Annotated in this window: 17 protein-coding genes; 12 read left to right on the top strand and 5 right to left on the bottom strand. The window is 63.8% G+C overall.

The features are described 5' to 3' along the window. Positions 1–5: 5 nt before the first annotated feature. The 5 genes from MUB52_RS16945 to MUB52_RS16965 form a co-directional block, all read right to left on the bottom strand. Positions 6–1,346, bottom strand: a complete 1,341-nt coding sequence (locus MUB52_RS16945; protein ID WP_263845427.1) for an amidase — start codon at positions 1,344–1,346, stop codon at positions 6–8. Continuing rightward, positions 1,343–2,710 (bottom strand): TRAP transporter large permease, encoded by a 1,368-nt coding sequence (locus tag MUB52_RS16950; RefSeq protein ID WP_263845428.1) that lies wholly within the window; start codon positions 2,708–2,710, stop codon positions 1,343–1,345. The genes MUB52_RS16945 and MUB52_RS16950 overlap by 4 nt, the downstream gene beginning before the upstream one ends. A gap of 30 nt (positions 2,711–2,740) precedes the next feature. Next, positions 2,741–3,331 carry a TRAP transporter small permease subunit gene (locus MUB52_RS16955; RefSeq protein ID WP_263845429.1) on the bottom strand — a complete coding sequence of 197 codons (591 nt, stop codon included), beginning with the start codon at positions 3,329–3,331 and terminating at the stop codon, positions 2,741–2,743. An 89-nt stretch (positions 3,332–3,420) separates the two neighbouring features. Then, complete coding sequence (locus MUB52_RS16960; protein WP_263845430.1) at positions 3,421–4,515, bottom strand: TRAP transporter substrate-binding protein; 1,095 nt, start codon at positions 4,513–4,515, stop codon at positions 3,421–3,423. A gap of 296 nt (positions 4,516–4,811) precedes the next feature. After that, a complete protein-coding gene (locus MUB52_RS16965; RefSeq protein WP_263845431.1) occupies positions 4,812–5,681 on the bottom strand; it encodes an IclR family transcriptional regulator in 870 nt (289 codons plus the stop codon). 210 nt (positions 5,682–5,891) lie between these two features. On the opposite strand from MUB52_RS16965, the gene bhcA reads away from it, so the two are divergent. The 12 genes from bhcA to MUB52_RS17025 all read left to right on the top strand — a co-directional run bounded on the left by bhcA (position 5,892) and on the right by MUB52_RS17025 (position 19,631). Further along, complete coding sequence (bhcA, locus tag MUB52_RS16970) at positions 5,892–7,082, top strand: L-aspartate--glyoxylate aminotransferase BhcA (protein WP_263845432.1); 1,191 nt, start codon at positions 5,892–5,894, stop codon at positions 7,080–7,082. Between the two features lie 10 nt (positions 7,083–7,092). Further along, positions 7,093–8,064, top strand: coding sequence for a beta-hydroxyaspartate dehydratase BhcB (bhcB, locus tag MUB52_RS16975; RefSeq protein ID WP_263845433.1), 972 nt, complete (start codon positions 7,093–7,095; stop codon positions 8,062–8,064). A gap of 11 nt (positions 8,065–8,075) precedes the next feature. After that, a complete protein-coding gene (gene bhcC / locus MUB52_RS16980) occupies positions 8,076–9,239 on the top strand; it encodes a 3-hydroxy-D-aspartate aldolase BhcC (RefSeq protein ID WP_263845434.1) in 1,164 nt (387 codons plus the stop codon). A gap of 75 nt (positions 9,240–9,314) precedes the next feature. Then, positions 9,315–10,292: an iminosuccinate reductase BhcD gene (gene bhcD / locus MUB52_RS16985; RefSeq protein ID WP_263845435.1), complete on the top strand. Its 978-nt coding sequence runs from the start codon at positions 9,315–9,317 to the stop codon at positions 10,290–10,292. A 175-nt stretch (positions 10,293–10,467) separates the two neighbouring features. Beyond that, positions 10,468–12,114: a serine/threonine protein kinase gene (locus MUB52_RS16990; protein WP_263845436.1), complete on the top strand. Its 1,647-nt coding sequence runs from the start codon at positions 10,468–10,470 to the stop codon at positions 12,112–12,114. A gap of 67 nt (positions 12,115–12,181) precedes the next feature. Then, complete coding sequence (locus MUB52_RS16995; protein WP_263845437.1) at positions 12,182–13,276, top strand: FHA domain-containing protein; 1,095 nt, start codon at positions 12,182–12,184, stop codon at positions 13,274–13,276. Next, positions 13,251–14,111, top strand: coding sequence for a PP2C family protein-serine/threonine phosphatase (locus tag MUB52_RS17000; protein ID WP_263845438.1), 861 nt, complete (start codon positions 13,251–13,253; stop codon positions 14,109–14,111). Before MUB52_RS16995 ends, MUB52_RS17000 begins: the two co-directional genes overlap by 26 nt. Beyond that, the gene (locus MUB52_RS17005) at positions 14,101–15,228 is read left to right on the top strand and encodes a hypothetical protein (protein WP_263845439.1); all 1,128 of its coding nucleotides are present in this window, start codon (positions 14,101–14,103) and stop codon (positions 15,226–15,228) included. The genes MUB52_RS17000 and MUB52_RS17005 overlap by 11 nt, the downstream gene beginning before the upstream one ends. A 179-nt stretch (positions 15,229–15,407) precedes the next feature. Further along, positions 15,408–17,486, top strand: a complete 2,079-nt coding sequence (locus MUB52_RS17010; protein ID WP_263845440.1) for a dynamin family protein — start codon at positions 15,408–15,410, stop codon at positions 17,484–17,486. Continuing rightward, positions 17,483–18,409, top strand: a complete 927-nt coding sequence (locus MUB52_RS17015; protein WP_263845441.1) for a dynamin family protein — start codon at positions 17,483–17,485, stop codon at positions 18,407–18,409. Before MUB52_RS17010 ends, MUB52_RS17015 begins: the two co-directional genes overlap by 4 nt. A gap of 100 nt (positions 18,410–18,509) precedes the next feature. Further along, entirely contained in the window at positions 18,510–18,893 is a 384-nt protein-coding gene (locus tag MUB52_RS17020) for a hypothetical protein (protein ID WP_263845442.1), read from the top strand. 3 nt (positions 18,894–18,896) lie between these two features. After that, positions 18,897–19,631: a hypothetical protein gene (locus MUB52_RS17025; RefSeq protein ID WP_263845443.1), complete on the top strand. Its 735-nt coding sequence runs from the start codon at positions 18,897–18,899 to the stop codon at positions 19,629–19,631. Positions 19,632–19,736: the final 105 nt, after the last annotated feature.

Genomic DNA, 19,736 nt, shown 5'->3' on the forward strand with positions numbered 1-19,736 from the left:
TTCCGTCAGGCGGCCGCGGCCGCGATGTGTTGTTGCACCCAGGCTGCGGTGCGCAGCAGCCGGTCATCCTTGTGCGCGGGTCCGATCAGCTGCACGCCGATCGGCAGACCGGTTTCGCCCACGAGCAAGGGTAGGGTCACCGACGGCAGACCAGCAAGGGTCCAGAGCGTGCAAAAGATCGGATCGCCGGTGCCCTCGCCAAACCGCGGCGCCTCTCCGGCCGCGGCCGGGGCGAGGATGGCGTCGAATTCGGTGAAGAACTCGTCGAAGAAGCGTTCGGCTGACGCTTTCACCGCCAGCGCGTCCTCGTATTCTGCCGCACCGATCTTGCGCGCACGCGTGAGGATGGGCTTGAGCGTCTCGCTGATCTGATCCCAGTGGGCGTCGAAGACATGGCCCTGGTGCTGCACGATCTCATATTCATGGATGCGCGCCTGCACCGCCACCAGCTCTGAGAGCTGGTCTGCCGGGTCCATGCAGGTCACCCGGGGGCCAAGCACATCCATCACGCCGTCAAATCCGTCGCGCGCGGCCTCCGAAAGCCGGTCGTAGAAGGGCAGGTTCAGCCAGACCAGATCGGGCTCCATCGGCGGGGTCGCGCGGGTGCCGGCGGCCATGTCGGGCCGCGCGTGGGCAAAGCTCTCGCTGTCGCGCTGGTCATAACCTGCCATGGCGTCGGCCAGCAGGGCCGCATCTTCCAGCGTGCGGGCGAAGGTGCCCAACTGGTCCAGCGATTTGGAGGTTTGCAGCACGCCCGTGCGCGGGATGGTGCCGCGCGTGGGTTTGAACCCGAAGGTGCCGCAAAAGGACGCCGGCCGGATGACCGAGCCGTTGGTCTGTGTGCCAACGGCCAGCGGCACATGGCCCGCCGCGACCGCCGCCGCCGACCCGCTGGAGGAGCCTCCGGGCGAATGCTCTGCGTTCATGGGGTTGCGGGTCACGCTGGGATGCATGAAGGCCAGCTCGGTCGTGACTGTCTTGCCCATGATCACGGCACCGGCCTCGCGCAGCATTTCGACCACGCGCGCATCCTCGTCGGGCTGGCGTCCGGCGAAGATCGGCGTGCCGCGCTGGGTCGGCATGTCCGCCGTGTCGATGATGTCTTTCAGCCCGACGGGTAGTCCATGCAACGGTCCCGTGGCGAGCCCCGCTTGCCGGTGCCGGTCGCAGGCAGCGGCCTGGGCCAGGGCGGCCTCCGGGTCGAGATGCGCCCATGCTTTGACGTCGCCGTCCGTCTCGGCGATGCGGTCGAGGCAGGAGTTCACAAGCTGTACCGACAACAGGCGGCCGGCCGCAATGTGCGCGGCGGCCTCCGTCGCAGTCAGCTCATGAGGTCTGATCTTCACGGCACGTAGACCCCGAAGAGATAGTCGGGGAACCACAGCGCGATGCCGGGGAACTGATACATCAGCACCATGGTGAGGATCACGATCCCGAGATACGGCATGATCCCACGGAAGATCTCCATCAGCTCGATCTGCTTCTTCAGGACGCCCTTGAGATAATAGGCCGACATGGCCATGGGCGGCGTCAGGAAGGAGGTCTGCAGGTTCAGAGCCACCAGCATCGCGAAGAAGTAGGGGTTCACGCCGAACACCTCCAGAAGCGGCAGGAAGATCGGTACGAAGATGATCAGGATCTCGGACCACTCCAGCGGCCAGCCCAGCAGGAAGATGATGACCTGCGCGAGGACGAGGAACTGCCAGGGCTCGAGCGCCATGCCGCCCACCCAGTCGGCGATGATGTCGTGCCCACCGAGGTAGGAGAAGACGCTGGCAAAAGTCCACGACCCGACGAAAAGCCAGCAGACCATGGCGGTGGCCTTGGCGGTCAGGAACACGCTCTCTTTCAGCTTTGTCCAGGTCATCGAGCGGTAGAGCACCGCCAGTATCATGCCGCCGAGCGCGCCCATGGCGGCGGCTTCGGCAGGGGTTGCAAGCCCCCCAAGGATGGAGCCGAGCACCAGCGCGATCAACACCGTGAGCGGCACGAAGCTGACCAGCAGGTTCCAGTAGATCTCGCGCGGGGGAGGGACGTCATCCATCTGCGGTTTGGGCGCGAGGGAGGGGGTAATCCAGACCCGGACGATCACGTAGACGATATAGAGCCCAGCGAGCAGCAGCCCCGGGAATACGGCGGCCGCATAAAGCCGCAGGGGCGAGAGATCCGCGATGGCGGAGTAAACGATCAGCATGATCGACGGCGGGATCAGGATGCCCAGCGTGCCGCCCGCACAGATCACGCCCGAGGCGAAGCTCTTGTTGTAGTTCGCATTCGCCATAGCCGGGAAGGCCAGCAGACCCATCAGCGTCACCACAGCACCCACGATCCCCGAGGCCGTGGAGAACACCGCGCAGGTGAGCAGGGCCGCGATGGCGAGCGAGCCGGGCAGGTTGCGCGCAGCCTGATAGAGCGAGAAGAAGAGCTTGTCGACGATGTTCGCCCGCTCCACCACGTAGCCCATGAACAGAAACAGCGGGATCGCCACCAGCGTGGGGTTTTCCATCACCGAATAGGTGTTCTGGTTCAGCAGGTAGAAGATGTTGTTGTTGAAGATGTCGCTGAAACTCTCGACCGGCCCGCCCTGGTGGTAGGCGTAGTAGCCAAAGGCCACGCCCATGGCGAGCAGGGTGAATGCGATGGGAAAGCCCAGCAGGACCAGCAGGATGAAAAGGCCCAGCATCAGAAGGGCGACTTGGGGATCTGTCATCTTGTCAACTTTCTTGAGGCGTCAGCGACGTCATTTCTCGCCAGGATGAATGGCGCGTATCTCGGCCAGATCCGCCTCGGAGAGCAGATCTTCGGTCTCTTTCACGTCAGCAAGGCGTTCGGGCCAGACGCCGGTGCGCATCGCGCTGATGCAACGCACCAGTTCAGCGCTGCCCTGGATCAGGAGCAGTACACCCGCAACCGGGATCAGCGATTTGAAGAAGTAGATCTGGATGCTGGCGGGGCTGTTGAAGCTGACCTCCTTGTAGCGCCAGCTGTCCGAGGCAATCTCGTAGCCGTACCAGGCCAGCGCCAGCACGCCCGGGAAGAAGAAAAGAAAATAGAGCAGAAAATCCAGGCCCGCCTGCACCTTGACCGGCAGCAGGCGATAGATGACGTCGGCCCGCACGTGCGTGTCCTGCGCCAGTGCATAGGCGCCGCACATCAGGAAGAGCGCACCATACATCTGGATCATCATGTCGAAGGCCCAGACTGTCGGCGCGTTGAGCACGTAGCGCACGAAGACCTCGTATGAGACCGAGAGCGTCAGGATCAGGATGCACCAGCCGAAGGCGCGCCCGACCCACAGGCTCAGCCCCTCGATGGAGTGAACGAATTTCATCTTGTCTCTTCCCTGTGACGACGCGGGCGGCATGGAGGCCGACCGGGAGATCGGGCACCTCAGGGGTGCCCGATGTCGTGGTGATCAGGTCACCCGAAGTAGTGATTGTAGGCCAGCTTGTAGTCGGGCTGGTTCAGGTTGAGATAGTTCATCACGTTCTTCGCATAGGCCTTCTGCGATTCCATGACTTTGGCGAAGAAGGGATCATCTTCCGCGATGCGGTTCGCAACCACATCCCAGGCTTCGAGCTGGGCCGCCATCACCGAATCCGGCGTGCGGTAGACGTTCACGCCATCCTGCTCCTGAAGCTTGATCAGGTCATCCGAATAGCGCTTGGTGTTGCCCCAGTAGAAGCCGGAGTTTTCAGCCATCGACGCGTTGCTGATGATCGCCTTGTGCTCGTCGCTGAGCGCGTTGAACTTATCCTTGTTGAAGGTGACCTCGAAGAACTCCTGGCTCTGGTGATAGGAGGCCAGGTGATAATGCTTGGAGACGTCCTGCATCCCGAAGTCGCGGTCGGAGGTCGGGTTGTTGAACTCCGCCGCATCGATCAGGCCGGATTTCATTGCAGGCTGGATCTCACCGCCCGGCAGCTGCACCACCGACATGCCCATCTCAAGCAGCACGTCCGCAGCCAGACCCACGGTGCGGTACTTCAGACCGTTCATCTGGCTGGCGTCGGTGATCTGCTCGTTGAACCAGCCCAGCGGCTGCGCGGGCATCGGCGAGTTGAAGAACGACACCACGTTCAGGCGCAGGTTGTCCATCAGCTCGTTGAAAAGCTCGAGACCGCCACCGGCGTAGACCCAGCCCAGCACTTCCTGGCTCGACCAGCCAAAGCAGGGGCCGGTCCCGAAAAGCGAAGCCGCTTTCGATTTACCGTACCAATACGCGGGCACGTAATGCGCTGCGTCGAGCACGCCCCGGTGGACCGCATCCTGCATCTGGCTGGTCTTCACCACCGCGTCGACCGACAGAACCTCGATGGTCAGCGAGCCGCCGCTCATCTCATTGACGCGCGCCGCAAAGGACTGGGCATTTTCAAGGAAAATGCCGCCGCCCCAGGCCGCCTGCATCTTCAGCGTGGTGCCGGCATCCTGTGCAATGGCGGGTGCGGCAAGTGCCGCTGCACCAGCAACGGCCGAGCCGCGCAGGAATTTTCTGCGATTGAGTGTATCTGTCATGTTTCCTCCCTAGGTCCGGGTCAGCGACCCGTATCAGATATGAGCGTTGCGCTCGGTCTCAGTGTAACTCTCGAAGAACTGTGCCGGTTTTGCTCTGTTTTATCAGCGCGACGCTCCTCGGTCGCACCGTGACACTTATCCTTCCCATTTACCCGTTGTGAACTAGATCAGCAATGTCGCGCGGCAAGAAAACGGCCCGAAAACAAACTGTTAGTTCAACTCATGGGTGAATCTACCTCCGTAGTTGCGGTTTTTGGTCTGAACCCTCCATGTCTTGAGCGTGCGTGTATGTCCGGTCAGGCCGCATCGTGGTCTGGCGGGTCGTCTTGGCGATCCGACCCTGCCATGTGATCAGGGAATCGGCCGCCGATCAACTGGGTAATCTGGCGGGCGGCGTCGGCGACGGTTGCGCCCAGCTCCGGCACCCGATGCGTATCGAATCGCGTGCTGGGCCCCGAGATCGAGACGCCGGCGCAGGGGTCGCGGTACTCATCGTAGATCACGCTACCGATACAGGACATGCCCGCGTAGCGCTCCTCCCGGTCGAAAGACCAGCCGCGCTCGCGCGTCGTCGCGAGATCCGCAAAGAACGCGTCGGGCGTGGTCAGTGTGTTGTCGGTGAAGCTGGTGAGACCGGATGACAGAAGCATTTTCCGCACCTCCGCCTCGGGCAGGGCGGAGAGAATGGCCTTTCCCGTGCCGGAGGCGTGCATGGAGGTGCGCGTGCCTCGCGCGAAAAAGGCGCGAATCGGATTGTTCGATTCGATCTGGGCCACGAAGACCACCTCGGCCCCGTCGGCGATGGCGAGATTGGCGGTCTCGCCTGTCCGCTCCATCAACTGCCGCATGATCGGCCGGCTTACGGCGCTCAGCCCGGTTCTGTTCAGAAACGACACGCCCGTACGATAGGCCTCGATGCCGATCACCCAATCCTGCCGCTCGTCGTCGAAAGCGACAAAGCCGTGTTTTTGCAGCGTTGTCAGGATGCGGTGGGTGGTGGCCGTCGGCACCCCGAGCGACAGGGACAGGTCCGTCAGGGTCGCACGCTCTGCCTTGGAGACGGCCGTCAGGATACCAAGCGCGCGGTCCAGCGACTGCAAGGTCCCTGCCGAACTTTCTCGAAACTGCGATTTCGGGCGCCCGCGCTGGCGCTTTTGCGGTGTCATCGGTGTGGCCGGTCCAAATCCAACTCTCACTGATAGCGTGACACTGGTGGAAAATAATTTCAATAGATTTCTTCAAAAGGAAATGGAAAACAAAAAAGCCATTAAAAACATATAGAAAAATAATATCTCTAAAAAATGAAAAACTTTTTCGAGAAAATTGCAAATGCCGCTCTACTTGCTATTGTACGGCTGGCAGAGGAGGAGAGCGCCATGTCAGATCAGAATCCCGTGTTCATTCCCGGACCCACAAATATTCCCGACCGGCTTCGCGCGGCGATGCACATGCAGACCCGTGATCACCGCGCGCCGGACTTCGTAGAGACCTTCGCCCCCGTGCTGGAGGACACGAAGGCCGTGTTCGGCACGAAGGACGGCAAGATCATCACCTTTCCGGCCAGCGGAACGGGCGGATGGGAGGCCGCGGTCTGCAACACCCTGAGCCCCGGCGACAAGGTGCTTGTGGCGCGGTATGGCATGTTCAGCCACCGCTGGATCGACCTCTGCGAACGCCATGGGCTTGACGTGCAGGTGATCGACTGTGCCTGGGGTGCCGGTGCGCCTGCCGACCGCTTCGAGGCGGAACTGACCGCCGACGCGGCTCACGCGATCAAGGCGGTGCTCGTGACCCACAACGAAACTGCAACGGGCGTGACCTCCGACATCGGCGCCGTCCGTGCCGCGATGGATGCGGCGGGGCACCCGGCGATGATGTTCGTGGACTGCGTGAGCTCACTGGCCTCGATCGAATTCAAGATGGACGCCTGGGGCGTCGACATCGCCGTGTCGGGGTCGCAGAAAGGCTTCATGCTGGCGACCGGGATGGCCATCCTCGCTGTCAGCCCCAAAGCGCTCGCGGCGATGGAGACGGCACAGCTGCCGCGCACCTTCTTCGATTTTCGCGACATGTTGCAGGCAAATGCCTCGGGTGGCTTTCCCTACACGCCGCCGCTCCAGCTGATCTACGGGCTCCGCGAGAGCTTGAAGATGCTGATGGAAGAAGGGCTCGAGAATGTCTACGCGCGGCACTTCCGGCTCGCCGAGGGCGTCCGCCGTGCCGTGGATGCCTGGGGCCTCAAGCTGGTGGCGGAACACCCGGAGCTTTACTCCGACACGGTGAGTGCGATCTATGTGCCCGAAGGGTTTGACAGCAATGCGCTGACCGATCAGGCGTTCAACGCCTATGGGGTATCCTTCGGGATCGGGCTGGGCCAGATGAACGGAAAGGCCTTCCGCATCGGCCACCTGGGCAGTCTGACCGATGTGATGGTCTTGTCCGGCCTCGCCACCATTGAAATGGCGATGGCAGATCTCGACTATCCGATCGAGCTGGGCAGTGGCGTTGCGGCTGCGCAGGACTACTATCGGCAGAACCGCACTGCTCTGATCAAATCCGCAGCATGAGAGGACGCAAATGCTGGACACATTGACAGGCCCTGATCTCACGATCGACCACGTCTACGCGGCGCACGACCGGATCAAGCCTTACATCCATCGCACGCCTGTGCTGACCTCGAGCTACTTCAACGCGTTGACCGGCGCGGAGTTGTTCTTCAAATGCGAAAATTTCCAGAAGGCCGGTGCGTTCAAGGTGCGCGGCGCGTCGAATGCCGTCTTCGGGCTGAGCGATGCGATGGCGGAGAAGGGTGTGGCCACACATTCGTCGGGCAACCACGCCTTGTCACTCAGCTATGCGGCGGGACGGCGCGGGATCCCCTGCCATGTGGTCATGCCTCGCACCGCGCCCGAAGCCAAGAAGGCGGCTGTGCGCGGCTACGGTGGGATCATCACCGAATGCGACCCCTCGACCACCAGCCGCGAGGCGGTCTTCGCCGAGGTGCAGGAGGCGACCGGCGCGGAGTTCGTGCACCCCTACAACGACCCGCGCGTCATAGCGGGGCAGGCGACCTGTTCGCTGGAGATGCTGGAGCAGGTCGAGAATATGGACGCGGTGATCGCGCCCATCGGTGGCGGCGGTATGATCTCGGGGACCTGTCTGACGCTGTCGAACCTCGCGCCGAAGATGGAGATCTACGCCGCCGAGCCCGATCAGGCTGACGATGCGGCACGCTCCTTCCGGGCGGGCCATATCATCGCCGACGATGCGCCGGTGACCGTGGCCGACGGGCTCAAGGTGCCGCTGAAGGAGAACACCTGGCACTTCGTCTCCAGCTTCGTGACCGATGTGCTGACGGCCAGCGAACAGGAGATCATCGATGCGATGAAGCTAACCTGGGAGCGGATGAAAATCGTGATGGAGCCGAGCTGTGCTGTGCCAATGGCGACGATCTTGCGCAACCCGGAGGTGTTCCGGGGCAAGCGCGTAGGTGTCATCATCACCGGCGGCAATGTGGATTTGGACAAACTGCCCTGGATCGAGGGCTAAGGAGAGCGGATATGAACAAGCAAGTGAAATTCGAAGACTATGAAGTCGGTTACGACATTCCCGCGGCCATCGGGATGGACGAGGCCGAGATCCAGACGCCTTGCCTGGTGCTCGACCTCGACGCGCTGGAGCGCAACATCAAGAAGATGGGGGATTGGGCCAAGGCCCACGGTATGCGGCACCGGGTGCACGGCAAGATGCACAAATCGGTCGATGTGGCCTTGTTGCAGGAGAAGCTGGGCGGCAGCTGCGGTGTGTGCTGCCAGAAGGTCTCGGAAGCCGAAGTCTTTGCCCGCGGCGGCATCAAGGACGTGCTGGTTTCGAACCAGGTGCGCCAGCCCGCAAAGATCGACCGGCTGGCCCGGTTGCCGAAGTTGGGCGCCCGCACGATCTGCTGTGTCGATGATATCGAAAATGTTGCGGACCTGTCAGAGGCCGCCACGCGCCATGGAACTCAGATCGAATGCCTGGTCGAGATCGATTGCGGCGCGGGCCGCTGCGGCGTGACGACGACGCCCGAGGTGGTTGAGATTGCCAAGGCCATCGACGCGGCGGAGGGGCTCAAGTTCGCTGGTATCCAGGCCTATCAGGGTGCGATGCAGCACCTCGACAGCTATGACGCGCGCAAGGAAAAGATCGACGTGGCCGTCGCCATGGTCCGCGACGCGGTCGATGCGCTCAAGGCCGAAGGGCTGGAGTGTGACATCGTCGGCGGCGGCGGCACCGGTTCCTACTATTTCGAGGGCAATTCAGGCGTTTACAACGAGTTGCAATGCGGCTCTTACGCCTTCATGGACGCAGACTACGGCCGCATCCTCGACAAAGACGGCAATCGCATCGACCAGGGTGAGTGGGAGAATGCGCTGTTCATCCTGACCTCGGTCATGAGCCACGCCAAGGCCGACAAGGCCATCGTCGACGCCGGGCTGAAGGCACAGTCGGTCGACAGCGGCTTGCCGGTCATTTTCGGGCGCACGGATGTGGAATACGTCAAGTGTTCGGACGAACATGGTGTCGTGGCCGACCCCGACGGCGTGTTGAAGGTGAATGATAAGCTGAAGCTGGTGCCCGGGCATTGTGACCCCACCTGCAACGTGCACGACTGGTATGTGGGTGTGCGCGGCGGCAAGGTCGAAACGCTCTGGCCCGTCTCGGCGCGCGGCAAGGCCTACTAAGTCAAAAGATCCCTTGCGCGCGCCCGTGCCTCGCGGCGCGCGCCTTCTCAAATTCTGGAAAGACTGGACAACCCGATGGCCGAAGGTTTGTTGATCGTGGGCGAAGACGTCTGCGCTGACGTGGTGAGCAGCAAGGATGCGTTCGATGCGGTGGAGGCTGTCTTTGGCGCCATGGCACGTGGCGATGCCTATAACTTCCCCGTCATTCGCGAAGCCATCGGCTATGCGGATGCGCTTTACGGCTTCAAATCCGGGTTCGACAGGGCGGGCAAGACGCTTGGCGTGAAGTCGGGCGGCTATTGGCCCGGCAATATGGACAAGGGTCTGACCAATCACCAGTCGACCATCTTCCTCTTCGATCCGGACACCGGCATGCTGCAGGCGCTGGTGGGCGGCAACTACCTGACAGCCGTGCGCACGGCCGCCTCCTCGTCGGTGTCCATCGCCCATCTGGCGCGGCCGGATGCGAAGGTGCTGGGGATGGTGGGCGCGGGGCATCAGTCCACTTTCCAGCTGCGCGCTGCGGCCGAGCAGCGCAATTTCGAGAAGGTGGTCGCCTGGAACCCGCATCCCGAGATGCTGCCGCGCCTGGCGGAGGTGGCCGAGGGCTTGGGTCTGGACTTTGACGCAGTCAGCCCGGAAGAGCTCGGCGCTGAGGCCGATGTGATCATCACCATTACCTCGGCGTTCGAGCCGCTGCTGATGAAGGACTGGATCAAGCCCGGCACGCATATCGCCTGCATGGGCACCGATACCAAGGGCAAGCAGGAGCTCGATCCTGCGCTGCTGGCGGCGGCCACCGTCTTCACCGACGAGATCGCGCAATCGGTCAGCATCGGCGAGGCGCAGCACGCGATTGCGGCGGGTCTGATCGCGGAGGCCGACATCACGCCGATCGGCGCCGTGATCAACGGCACACACCCGGGGCGGCGGGATGCACAAGAGATCACCCTCTTCGACGGAACCGGCGTCGGGCTTCAGGATCTCGCCGTCGCCTCGGTCGCGGCCCAAAAGGCCGAGCAGGCCGGCAAGGCCACGCGCGCCGCGCTCTGAGCGGGCGCCATTGCGTCCCGGGACACGTAAATTCGTGTAAACTTGTCAGTTCATGGCACGGGTCTTCCCCGGCGCGGCCATGTTTTTGTCACAGCCGTCCGGCCTCTTCAGAGGCGGTTTGGGAAGCGTTGAGGCGCGCCCGATGCCTGAGCAGCCATGGACGAATGACACCAAGATGAGCACCCACGACGGGACACTACCACCAGAGGCGAGCAGCGAGGCGCTTGCACCCGGCAGTCAGTTGCTGAGCGGGCAATACGAGATTGTCCGCTATCTCAGCAGCGGTGGGTTCGGCATTACCTATCTGGCAAAGGACAGCCTCAACAGAACCGTGGTGATCAAGGAGTGCTTTCCGGAAGCCTTCTGCAGCCGCATCAAGAAAACCGTACGCGCCCGTACGCGCAACTACGTCAATGATTTCAAGTCGATTGTCGCACTCTTCATTCGCGAGGCCCATGCGCTCTCGCGTCTCAACCACAAGAGCGTGGTCGGCGTGCACCAGGTCTTCGAGGACAATGAAACCGCCTATATGGCGCTTGATTTCGTGGATGGGAAGGACCTGCTCGAGATCATCGAAAGCGGCAGCCCCGCCATGTCGCCGAAGCAGGTGCGCAGGCTGACCCTGTCGCTGCTCGACGCGATTGCGCACGTCCACAGCCAGGACCTGCTGCACCGCGATATCTCGCCCGATAACATTCTTGTCGACAAATCGGGTCATCCGGTCCTGATCGACTTCGGTGCCGCCCGCGAGGAGGCGAGCCGCAAGAGCCGCGTGCTGTCCGCCGTGCTGGTGGTCAAGGACGGCTACTCGCCGCAAGAGTTCTATGTTGCCGGCAGCCAGCAGTATCCCTGCAGCGACCTCTATGCGCTGGCCGCGTCGCTCAGTCACCTGATTTCCGGTGAAGCGCCGCCCAACAGCCAGGCGCGGCTTGCAGCGCTCGCATCCAGCCAGCCCGATCTCTACAAGCCTCTGCGCGGCCGTTTTCCGGCGTATGACGACGCTTTCCTTGCCGCCATTGACAAGGCCATGAGCATTGTTCCGGCCGACCGCGTGCAGTCGGCCGAAGACTGGGTGCTGATGATCGATCACGCCCGGCGCGCCGAGGTTGCGCGGGAGCGGGCGCGCGATGATGACGCGATCAACCTGACCGTCAGCAATCTCATTCAGTCGATGCAGGACGACGGCGATCCGGCGCGGGCCGAGACGCCACAGCCAGAGCCCAAACGCGTGGTGGCGCAGGCGGCCCCCGTGCAGAGCCGGCCGCTTGAGACGAAATACGACGAGGCGTTCCTGCGCGACCTCTATGACGACGCAGAAGACGAGACCGCAGCGCGCAGCGATGCGGTCCGGGATTCGGATGTCGACGAGATGCTCGAGGAACTCTACCAGGGGGCCGAGCCGGCACCGCCGCCGGGCGCCGACACCGATCCGGTTCCGCCCTTGGTTTCAAAAGCCGACACGCCGCTGCCGGAGACTGAGCAGCCGGCGGCTGCTCCGCCAAAGGCTGACACGCATGAGCCTCCGGCACCGAACGTGCCGGCGAACGACCCGATTGCGCGTCTGAAAGCGCGCGCAACCCTGCCGCCGGTGATGTCGCAAGAGGAGTTCGACGCCGTTATCGCCGCCGAGCAGGTGGCGCCGACAGGGCGGAATCTGAGGCGCCTGGCCACCATCCCGGTGATCCTCTTCGCCTACTTCTTTCTCGGCCACACCGCGCTGCAGTTCGACAATGTGCACGCGGTCACGGTCGGACAGATCATCACACTAGGTGAAGACTACGGGTATTGGACGGCAAGCCGCTCTTACACGGCGGGCGGATAGGAATGCGTTTGGTCGGTTCCGGTTTCATGCGGACGGCTGGTAACAAGTAACAAGGGAAAGGCACGATATGACACTCTTCCGGAAGGTTTTTCAGAACCAATCGACACCGGCCACCGGCGACGAAGGCTTGGACGAGGACGCGCTGCGCGAAGCCTTCATGGAGACGTCCGACGAGCGTGTCCTGTCGCTCGATCCCTTCGCGGTTGCCGAGACGGGCGACGACGACGATCTGGCAGCAGACCTGTCGCGGGATGATGACGTCGACGACTTGGGTGAAGCGGGTGAAGCCGCACCTGACGTGCAAGAGGCGCCTGAGGCGGTCGAGGAGGAGGAGGACGAAGATGCCGGCGCGGACATTGCTGCCGTTCTGGCCCAGACCCGCCTGCCGGAGGAGGAGCCCCGGACCGAGGCGGACGATGCGGACGAGCCGGAGCCAGAGGATCAGCTGGCGCGCGACATGGCGCCCGAGCCGCACGAGACGGCCTTTGACGACGAGCCCGCGCAGGAGATGGTGGGCGGCCCCGACAGCGAAGCGGATACGGATCCTGAGGTTGTGGCCTTTGCCAAGCGCCAGCTCGAATTGTCGGTCACGCCCGATGCGCCGGCACCGGCGGCCCCGGTGGATCTGTCTGGCGCAGCAAACGGCGCGCCCGTGCCTGCACCGATGGCAGGTCGGTCCGGACGCCAGGCCGGGCGGGTCAAGACCCGTCTGCTCGGGTTCAACCGTGGCGATCACGGCGCGCAGGACCCGATCGGTGCCACGTCGGGTGCGACGGCCACGCCCCAGAATGAACGGTTCCCCGTGGGCTGGCTGGTGGTTGTCGAAGGCCCGGGCGTGGGCCATGCGTTCAGCATCTTCACCGGCGCATCGATGATTGGGCGCGGCGAGGATCAGGGCATCAAGCTTGATTTCGGCGACAACAGCATCTCGCGGCACAACCATGCGGCCATTGCCTATGATGAGGAGCAGAACAAGTTCTACATCGGGCATGGCGGCAAATCGAACATCATTCGGCGCAACGCGCGCCCGGTGCTCAGTACTGAAGAGCTGCACCATGCGGATCTGATCCGCATCGGCGAGACGACGCTGCGCTTCGTGGCGCTCTGCGGCTCGGACTTCAAATGGGATGTGACGGATGGCGGCGATGCCTCCGAGCTTTGACTTCGATGCAGCCTCCGCGCTGAGCCAGGGACGGCGCAGCTATCAGGAGGATGCGGTGATCGCCGATTTTTCGCGCGGCTCCGATGTCGGCCTCGCCGTTCTTGCCGATGGCATGGGCGGGCATGCGGCAGGCGACGTGGCCAGCAAGATCGTGGTGACCGAGGTCTTCAGCGAATTGATGTTCCAGCGCGGCGATCCGGCGGCCTTCGAAGAAACCGTGACCCAGACGCTTCTGGATGCGGCCATGGCTGCAAACGCCTGTTTGCGGCATCACGTGGCCGCGCACCCCGAGACCCATGGCATGGGGGCCACGTTGGTGGCCACGGTCATCCTCAACCGCAACCTCTATTGGATCTCGGTCGGGGATTCGCCTCTGTTCCTTTTCCGCAATGGCACGCTGTCGCAGCTGAACGAGGACCATTCGATGGCGCCGCAAATCGACTTTATGGTCAAGTCCGGGCTGTTGAATACCGAAGAGGCACGTTGCCACCCGGACCGGAACACGCTGACGTCAGTGCTCTTCGGCGAAGAGGTGCCGCGCATCGATTGTCCGGACGAGCCTCTCGAGCTGCGCGGCGACGATGTTCTGATTGTTGCAAGCGACGGGCTGCAGTTTCTGACCGACGAAGAGATCACGGAGGTTCTGGTAACACATCAAGACGCGCATAGCAGCGAGATTGCCGACAACCTGCTGGCACGGTTGAGCGATTTGCAGGATCCGGATCTCGACAACGTATCGTTTTCCATCGTGAAGCTGAAAGACTCCAGCCACCGGCAGGCCGAGGCGGCCGAAGCCGGGCCCGCGGCCGAGGACGCGCTGCGCCGTGCTGGATGATCTGTCCCCCGAGACGGTGGTCGCGCGTCTCGATCACGCGCTGGACCATGGCGGTCTGACCGGATCCTCCCGCACGCAGGCGCGGGCGCTGCGGGATCGGCTGCGCGCCGGGGTTCAGGTTATGATCCTGGGGCCGAAGGGCGTGGGCAAGTCCCAGCTCTGCGAGGTCATGCTTGAGCTTGACGCGTCCGCGCCGGAGGATGAGGCCTGCTGGGCACGCCGGTACATGAGCGCGGCGGCCTGCGCAGCGGGCGACGAAGAGGGGCTGCAGACCATGGCGCTGCCGAGCCCGCTGCTGGACACCACCTCCCTGATCGACGTCGCGACGCCCACCGCGCCGGAGGCGCTGGCCGAGCGGGTGGACTGGGCGTTGCGGCACGCCGACATTGTGATCTGGTGCACCGATACCTTTGCTGCCGATGAAGCCGCGCTTTGGGCCGACGCGCCGGATCACCTGAAGGATCACAGCGTTCTGGTTCTGACGAAAGCCGATGTGCGCGCGGCCGAGGGCACGATGGACGCTCGCATTTCGCAGTTGCAGGCCGTCGCCGCGGAGGAGTTTCACAGTTTCTTTCCGACCGCAGCGGCGCAGCCCCATCGTACTCTCTGCGAGGGTCGGGGGCTCGACGATGCGACGCTGGCGGCAAGCGGCATCAAGGCGCTGCGCGATACGCTCTTGCGGATCGCCGCCTCTGGCCTGCGCGCGGACCTTGACCGGGCGCTGTTGTTTCTCGACCGTCACGACCTGCAGCCCGCCGCCGAGGCCGCACCCTCACCGGCCGGCGCCATCACCCCCGACGCGCCCGCGGCCAAAACCTATCACGCGGCGCTCGACCTGCTGCGCGCGCGGATCCCTGAGCTGTCTCCGCAAGACGCAGCGTATGATGCGCCGGATCATGTGCTGACCGCCTGCGGCAAGCTTGTCGAGGACCTTGCCGAGCTCGCAGCCGAGCAGACCCGAAGCGACGATGCGTTCGAGCACTGGCGCAACGATCTTTACGAGGCCAGCGACAAGGTGGTCCTGATGAGTCTCGAGAATGACATGCGCTCGGCCGCTGATGCCGCCACCGTGATCTTGCAGCTGAAACGGGACCTGGAAGGCCGGGTGGCTGGTTAAAAGCCTAACTATTCGTGGTATTTGCGCCGACAGATCGCCACAATCGGATCACATTTCCAGCCCATGTAGAGAGTGAAGAAGACTCTTTCGCGGGGCAGCAGTATCATGGCGAGCAGGCCGACATACGTGCAATCGGACAGCGCATCTTGGCGCAAGCAACCTCCGGTCGGGGGCCCGGCATGAATGCTCTGACCTCCTCCAACCGCGCCGGCTTTCAGCAGGCGACCCGGGCACAACTGCTTGGCCTCGGTCTCGGGCCCATGGGTGAGATTGCCGCGGCGCGCGACCGGCTGCGCGAGGCGCTGGCCGGGCTTCAAGAGCTCGGCGACAGTGGCACCGCGAAACGCGCGGAGCGGCTCGCGCGTCAGCTTGAGACTTTCGAACCCAGCGTGACGCTGATCGGGCAGATCAAGTCGGGCAAGACCTCGCTGGTCAATGCCCTCATCGGGCAGCCCGATCTCTTGCCAGCGGATGTGAACCCCTGGACATCTGTGGTGACCTCCCTGCATCTGCATCCCGAGGCCGCGGGTTTCACCGAGGCGGCATCCTTCCAGTTTTTCGACGAGGACGAGTGGGACCGCCTGATTTCCGGCGGTGGCCGCATCGGCGAGCTGGCCAGCCGTGCCGGAGCCGACGAGGAGTTGGAGAAGATCAAGGCGCAGGTCGCCGAGATGCGCGAGAAATCACGCCAGCGCCTGGGCCGGAAGTTCGAGCTGCTCCTTGGGCAGCAGCGCGACTACGGCTACGTCGATAAGGATCTGATCGAACGCTACGTCTGTCTTGGCGATGAGCCGGACGGCGATGATCCCGACGTCTCCGATGAGCAGGGGCGCTTTGCCGACATCACCAAATCCGCCGATCTCGATCTGCAATGCCCCGGGCTACCCATCCGCCTGTGCCTGCGCGATACGCCCGGCGTGAATGACACCTTCATGATGCGCGAGCAGATCACCATCCGGGCGATCCGGGACAGCCGCATCTGTGTCGTCGTGCTCTCGGCGCATCAGGCGTTGTCGTCCACCGATCTCGCGCTGATCCGGCTGATCACTCATGTGAAATCCCGCGACGTGATCATCTTCGTCAACCGCGTGGACGAGCTCTCTGATCCGAAAGTCCAGATCCCCCAGATCAGGGCCAGCATTGCCGAGACGCTGGCACGCCACAAAGGTCCGGAAGATGCCGAAGTGATCTTCGGCAGCGCGCTTTGGGCGTCTCATGCGCTGGAGGGGCGTCTGGAGGACTTGCCGCAGGCGAGCGCCGATGCGCTGCTGGACTGGTCCGAACAGGCCGACCTGAGCCAGATCCTCGCCGATGAGGACACCCACGATCCGGTCACGCTGGCGTGGGGCCTGTCCGGCGTGCCGCAGCTGCAACGCGCGGTGTCCGGGCGGGTTGCCGAAGGGCTCGCCCACGCCACCCTGCACCGGATCGGCACCAGTGCGCTCAATCTCAGCACGGCGATCTCCGCCCGGCATCACGTCTCATCCGGCGCGGTGGACGTCACCAAACTCGGCAAGCTGGAGCGGACCGCGGCGCGCGCCCGTCTCGACGAGATCCTCACATCGCAGGCCGAGGCGTTGCGCACGGCGTTCGACAGCATCCTCGCAGAGTTCTCCGACCGGATGGACCGGGTCCAGGCCAGCTTCCTTGATCGCGCGACCGCCTCGCTGATCGTGCATCTTGAAAAGCACGGCGATGGCTCACCCTGGACCTACGATCCCGCGGGGCTGCGGATGCTGCTCGGCTCGTCGCACAAGGTCCTGGCGCGGAAGAGCAAGGCCACCTTCGAGGCCGCGACCCAGACGGTGCGGGATGAGCTTGCCACGCTTTATGCGCAGGCCTTCGGGCTGGGGCCGGATCAGATGACCGTCGCGCAGCCTCCGGCGCCGGATGTCCCCGCGCCCGTCACGCTGGGCCGAACCATCGCGCTGGACCTCAACGGCAGCTGGTGGAAACGCTGGTGGCTGCATCGGCGCGGCTACAAGGCCTATGCCGCCAGCTTCCACGATCTGATCAAGGCCGAGACCGACCCCTTCGTCGACGAATTGCGCGATGATCTGGCGCAGGGCATCCGCAGCACCGCGCTGGAGGCCTTCGACAGCTTCCTGGCCGAGCAGCACTCTGTCTTTCTGTCGCTGGACGAGATGGCACAGGCCGACCCCGCCGAGATGCGCGACCGCATGGCAGCGGCGGCCCCATCCCAGAGCACGGAGCTGCTGCGCAAGACCCTGGATATCCTGAGCGAGTATGCGACATGACACCTGACGAGACAGTACCGGCGGCCGCGGCCTTTGCACGGGCCCTCACCGGCCCGCGCCGGCCGCGCATCGCCCTGATGGGGGAGTTCAGCGCGGGCAAGAGCACCTTGGCCAATCTGATGATCGGCGCCGACCCCTTGCCGGTGCAGGTGATCGCGACACAGCTTCCGCCTGTCTGGATCAGCCATGGCACAGCGCCTGCTGCAATAGTCGATCTCGAAGGGTCCGAAGCGCCCTGTGATCTTGAAACCTTGCAGGAAGCGGCCGCCGAAGACACCGCGTTCATTCGCATTCAATGCGAAGAAGACATTCTCCAGATGTGCGACATCATCGACATGCCGGGGATCTCGGATCCCAACATGCCATCGGAGGTGTGGGAGCGCATCCTGCCTCTCGCGGATGCGGTGATCTGGTGCAGCCCCTCGACCCAGGCCTGGCGGCAGAGCGAAGCCTCGGTGTGGGCCATGGTGCCCGAGCATGTGCGCGCGCAGTCGCTGCTTTTGCTGACCCGCGGCGACATGCTGCATTCCGAGAAAGACCGCCGCAAGGTGCTGCGGCGCGTGCAGGGCGAGACCGAGGGGCTGTTTCGGGACACGCTGATGATCTCGCTCACACAGGCCCGCGATGCCGAAGATGATCCGCAGCAATGGGAGGAGAGTGGGGCAGAGCCCTTCGTGAACGCGTTTCTCGATGTCGTGGCGACAGTCGCCGCGCAGGTATCCGATGAGGCCCCCAATGCGGCCTTTGACAGGCTGGCGCCATCTCCTGAACCGGCAGCCGAACCGCAGGAGACGGCGCCGCCCGACACGTCCGATCGGATCGTCCCGCGGCGGCCTGTGGCCAAACCCGGCCGCGCGCGATCCACACCGCGACCGCAGCCCATGCCCGAGGATGACTTGAGCCTGACCCCCAAATTCTCATGATATTTGCCAGGAAGCATTAACCGGACGCACATCATCTGACGCTATATCCGGTCCGGCGCGGGCGCGAAGCCGTCGCGGGGACTGGAGTTAGGTAGACAGGATGGCAGTGCAGGATCGGCTGGACGATTTGCGCGCCCGGTTTCCGGGGTGCCGGATTGTGGCGTTTGCCGATCTGTCGACTGGGTTGGTCTTTGCCGCCAGCACTGCAGAGAGGGTCGGGCAAGAGCGGCTCGATGCGCTGTGCGCGGATGCGACGCAGCAACTCGACAGTGCGGCGACACAGGCGGTGTCCGAGCACGTCTTTCAAACCCAATTGGCGCCGGCTGGATCCATTTCGATTGGATCGCAGGTGGTGACCTGCGTCGTCTCGCTGCCGGATCGGGGGGCAGAGGCGCTTTGCATGACCTGCGACCGAACGGTCAGAGTTGTCGAATTGATGCGCGCGGCCGCCGATGTGTTGTCCGACCTCTGCGAAGAGGCCTGACCCATGTCCGATGCGCACCGCGACGATGAACACCGTCTCCACCATGTTCTCCAGCAATTGGCGCTGCCGCCCGAGCCTGCAACGGCTGCGGGCCGGCTGATCTCGGGGTCCGGCGCGGATGCCCCGCTGGCTGCGATCCTGCGCGCCATCGACGAAACGGTCCTGCCGCGGGTTCTGACCTTTTCCGCCGGCACGGACAGCACGCTTCGCTGCGAGATCGCCGAGCGTCGGATCATCCGCATGGAGGGGGGCGATGCGCTGTCGACGGCGGATGCAGCCCAGACTGCTGCGACGATCGAGGCGTTTTGCGCTGGCGCTTCTGCGATCTGCCTGCGCAGCGAGATTGCGACGGCTGCCGCCGCCGCAGGCGAGGTTGGGGTCTCGGTCGGCGATCTGCGCGCGTGCCTCGATACGGAGCCCGCCGCGGGCGATCTGCCTGCGCTGATCGACTGCGCGCTCGCCGAAAGTGCAAGCCATGCGCTCGCCATTGTGGACCGTCAGGACGATGGCACCACGCAGGAGAAGGGCCAGAGCGCACTTTGCGAGCGGTTGCGGCGAATGGACAGCACGCCGGCGTCGTCGGAGACGTCAGGTGATGTCACCCGGCAGATCTGGATCGGGGCACCGTCAGAGCGGTTCGCGGTGCTTTGTGTCAGCGTACCGGGACGCTCCATCTGGATGGCGCTCGACGTCGAACAGCTCGACGATTGCATCGATATCTGGGCGCGGGTGGGGTGAGAGCCGGCGCACCCCGACACGCGCGGCGTGCATCCTGTCTGGCGTGGCTAGAGACGCTCCTCAGACCAGATTTGACCAAGAATTGAACAGATTTCTGGAAATCGC

This window comes from Roseobacter sinensis, from assembly GCF_025755255.1.
In the GTDB taxonomy this organism is placed as follows: Bacteria; Pseudomonadota; Alphaproteobacteria; order Rhodobacterales; family Rhodobacteraceae; genus Roseobacter; species Roseobacter sinensis.

Bases quoted from the DNA above. Each gene is read 5' to 3' on its own strand.
- MUB52_RS17025 (WP_263845443.1), top strand. From the start codon at position 18,897: ATGTCCGATGCGCACCGCGACGATGAACACCGTCTCCACCATGTTCTC.
- MUB52_RS17015 (WP_263845441.1), top strand. From the start codon at position 17,483: ATGACACCTGACGAGACAGTACCGGCGGCCGCGGCCTTTGCACGGGCC.
- bhcA (WP_263845432.1), top strand. From the start codon at position 5,892: ATGTCAGATCAGAATCCCGTGTTCATTCCCGGACCCACAAATATTCCC.
- MUB52_RS16955 (WP_263845429.1), bottom strand. From the start codon at position 3,331: ATGAAATTCGTTCACTCCATCGAGGGGCTGAGCCTGTGGGTCGGGCGC.
- bhcD (WP_263845435.1), top strand. From the start codon at position 9,315: ATGGCCGAAGGTTTGTTGATCGTGGGCGAAGACGTCTGCGCTGACGTG.
- MUB52_RS16965 (WP_263845431.1), bottom strand. From the start codon at position 5,681: ATGACACCGCAAAAGCGCCAGCGCGGGCGCCCGAAATCGCAGTTTCGA.
- MUB52_RS16995 (WP_263845437.1), top strand. From the start codon at position 12,182: ATGACACTCTTCCGGAAGGTTTTTCAGAACCAATCGACACCGGCCACC.
- MUB52_RS17010 (WP_263845440.1), top strand. From the start codon at position 15,408: ATGAATGCTCTGACCTCCTCCAACCGCGCCGGCTTTCAGCAGGCGACC.
- bhcC (WP_263845434.1), top strand. From the start codon at position 8,076: ATGAACAAGCAAGTGAAATTCGAAGACTATGAAGTCGGTTACGACATT.
- MUB52_RS17020 (WP_263845442.1), top strand. From the start codon at position 18,510: ATGGCAGTGCAGGATCGGCTGGACGATTTGCGCGCCCGGTTTCCGGGG.
- MUB52_RS16960 (WP_263845430.1), bottom strand. From the start codon at position 4,515: ATGACAGATACACTCAATCGCAGAAAATTCCTGCGCGGCTCGGCCGTT.
- MUB52_RS17000 (WP_263845438.1), top strand. From the start codon at position 13,251: ATGGCGGCGATGCCTCCGAGCTTTGACTTCGATGCAGCCTCCGCGCTG.
- bhcB (WP_263845433.1), top strand. From the start codon at position 7,093: ATGCTGGACACATTGACAGGCCCTGATCTCACGATCGACCACGTCTAC.
- MUB52_RS16950 (WP_263845428.1), bottom strand. From the start codon at position 2,710: ATGACAGATCCCCAAGTCGCCCTTCTGATGCTGGGCCTTTTCATCCTG.
- MUB52_RS16990 (WP_263845436.1), top strand. From the start codon at position 10,468: ATGAGCACCCACGACGGGACACTACCACCAGAGGCGAGCAGCGAGGCG.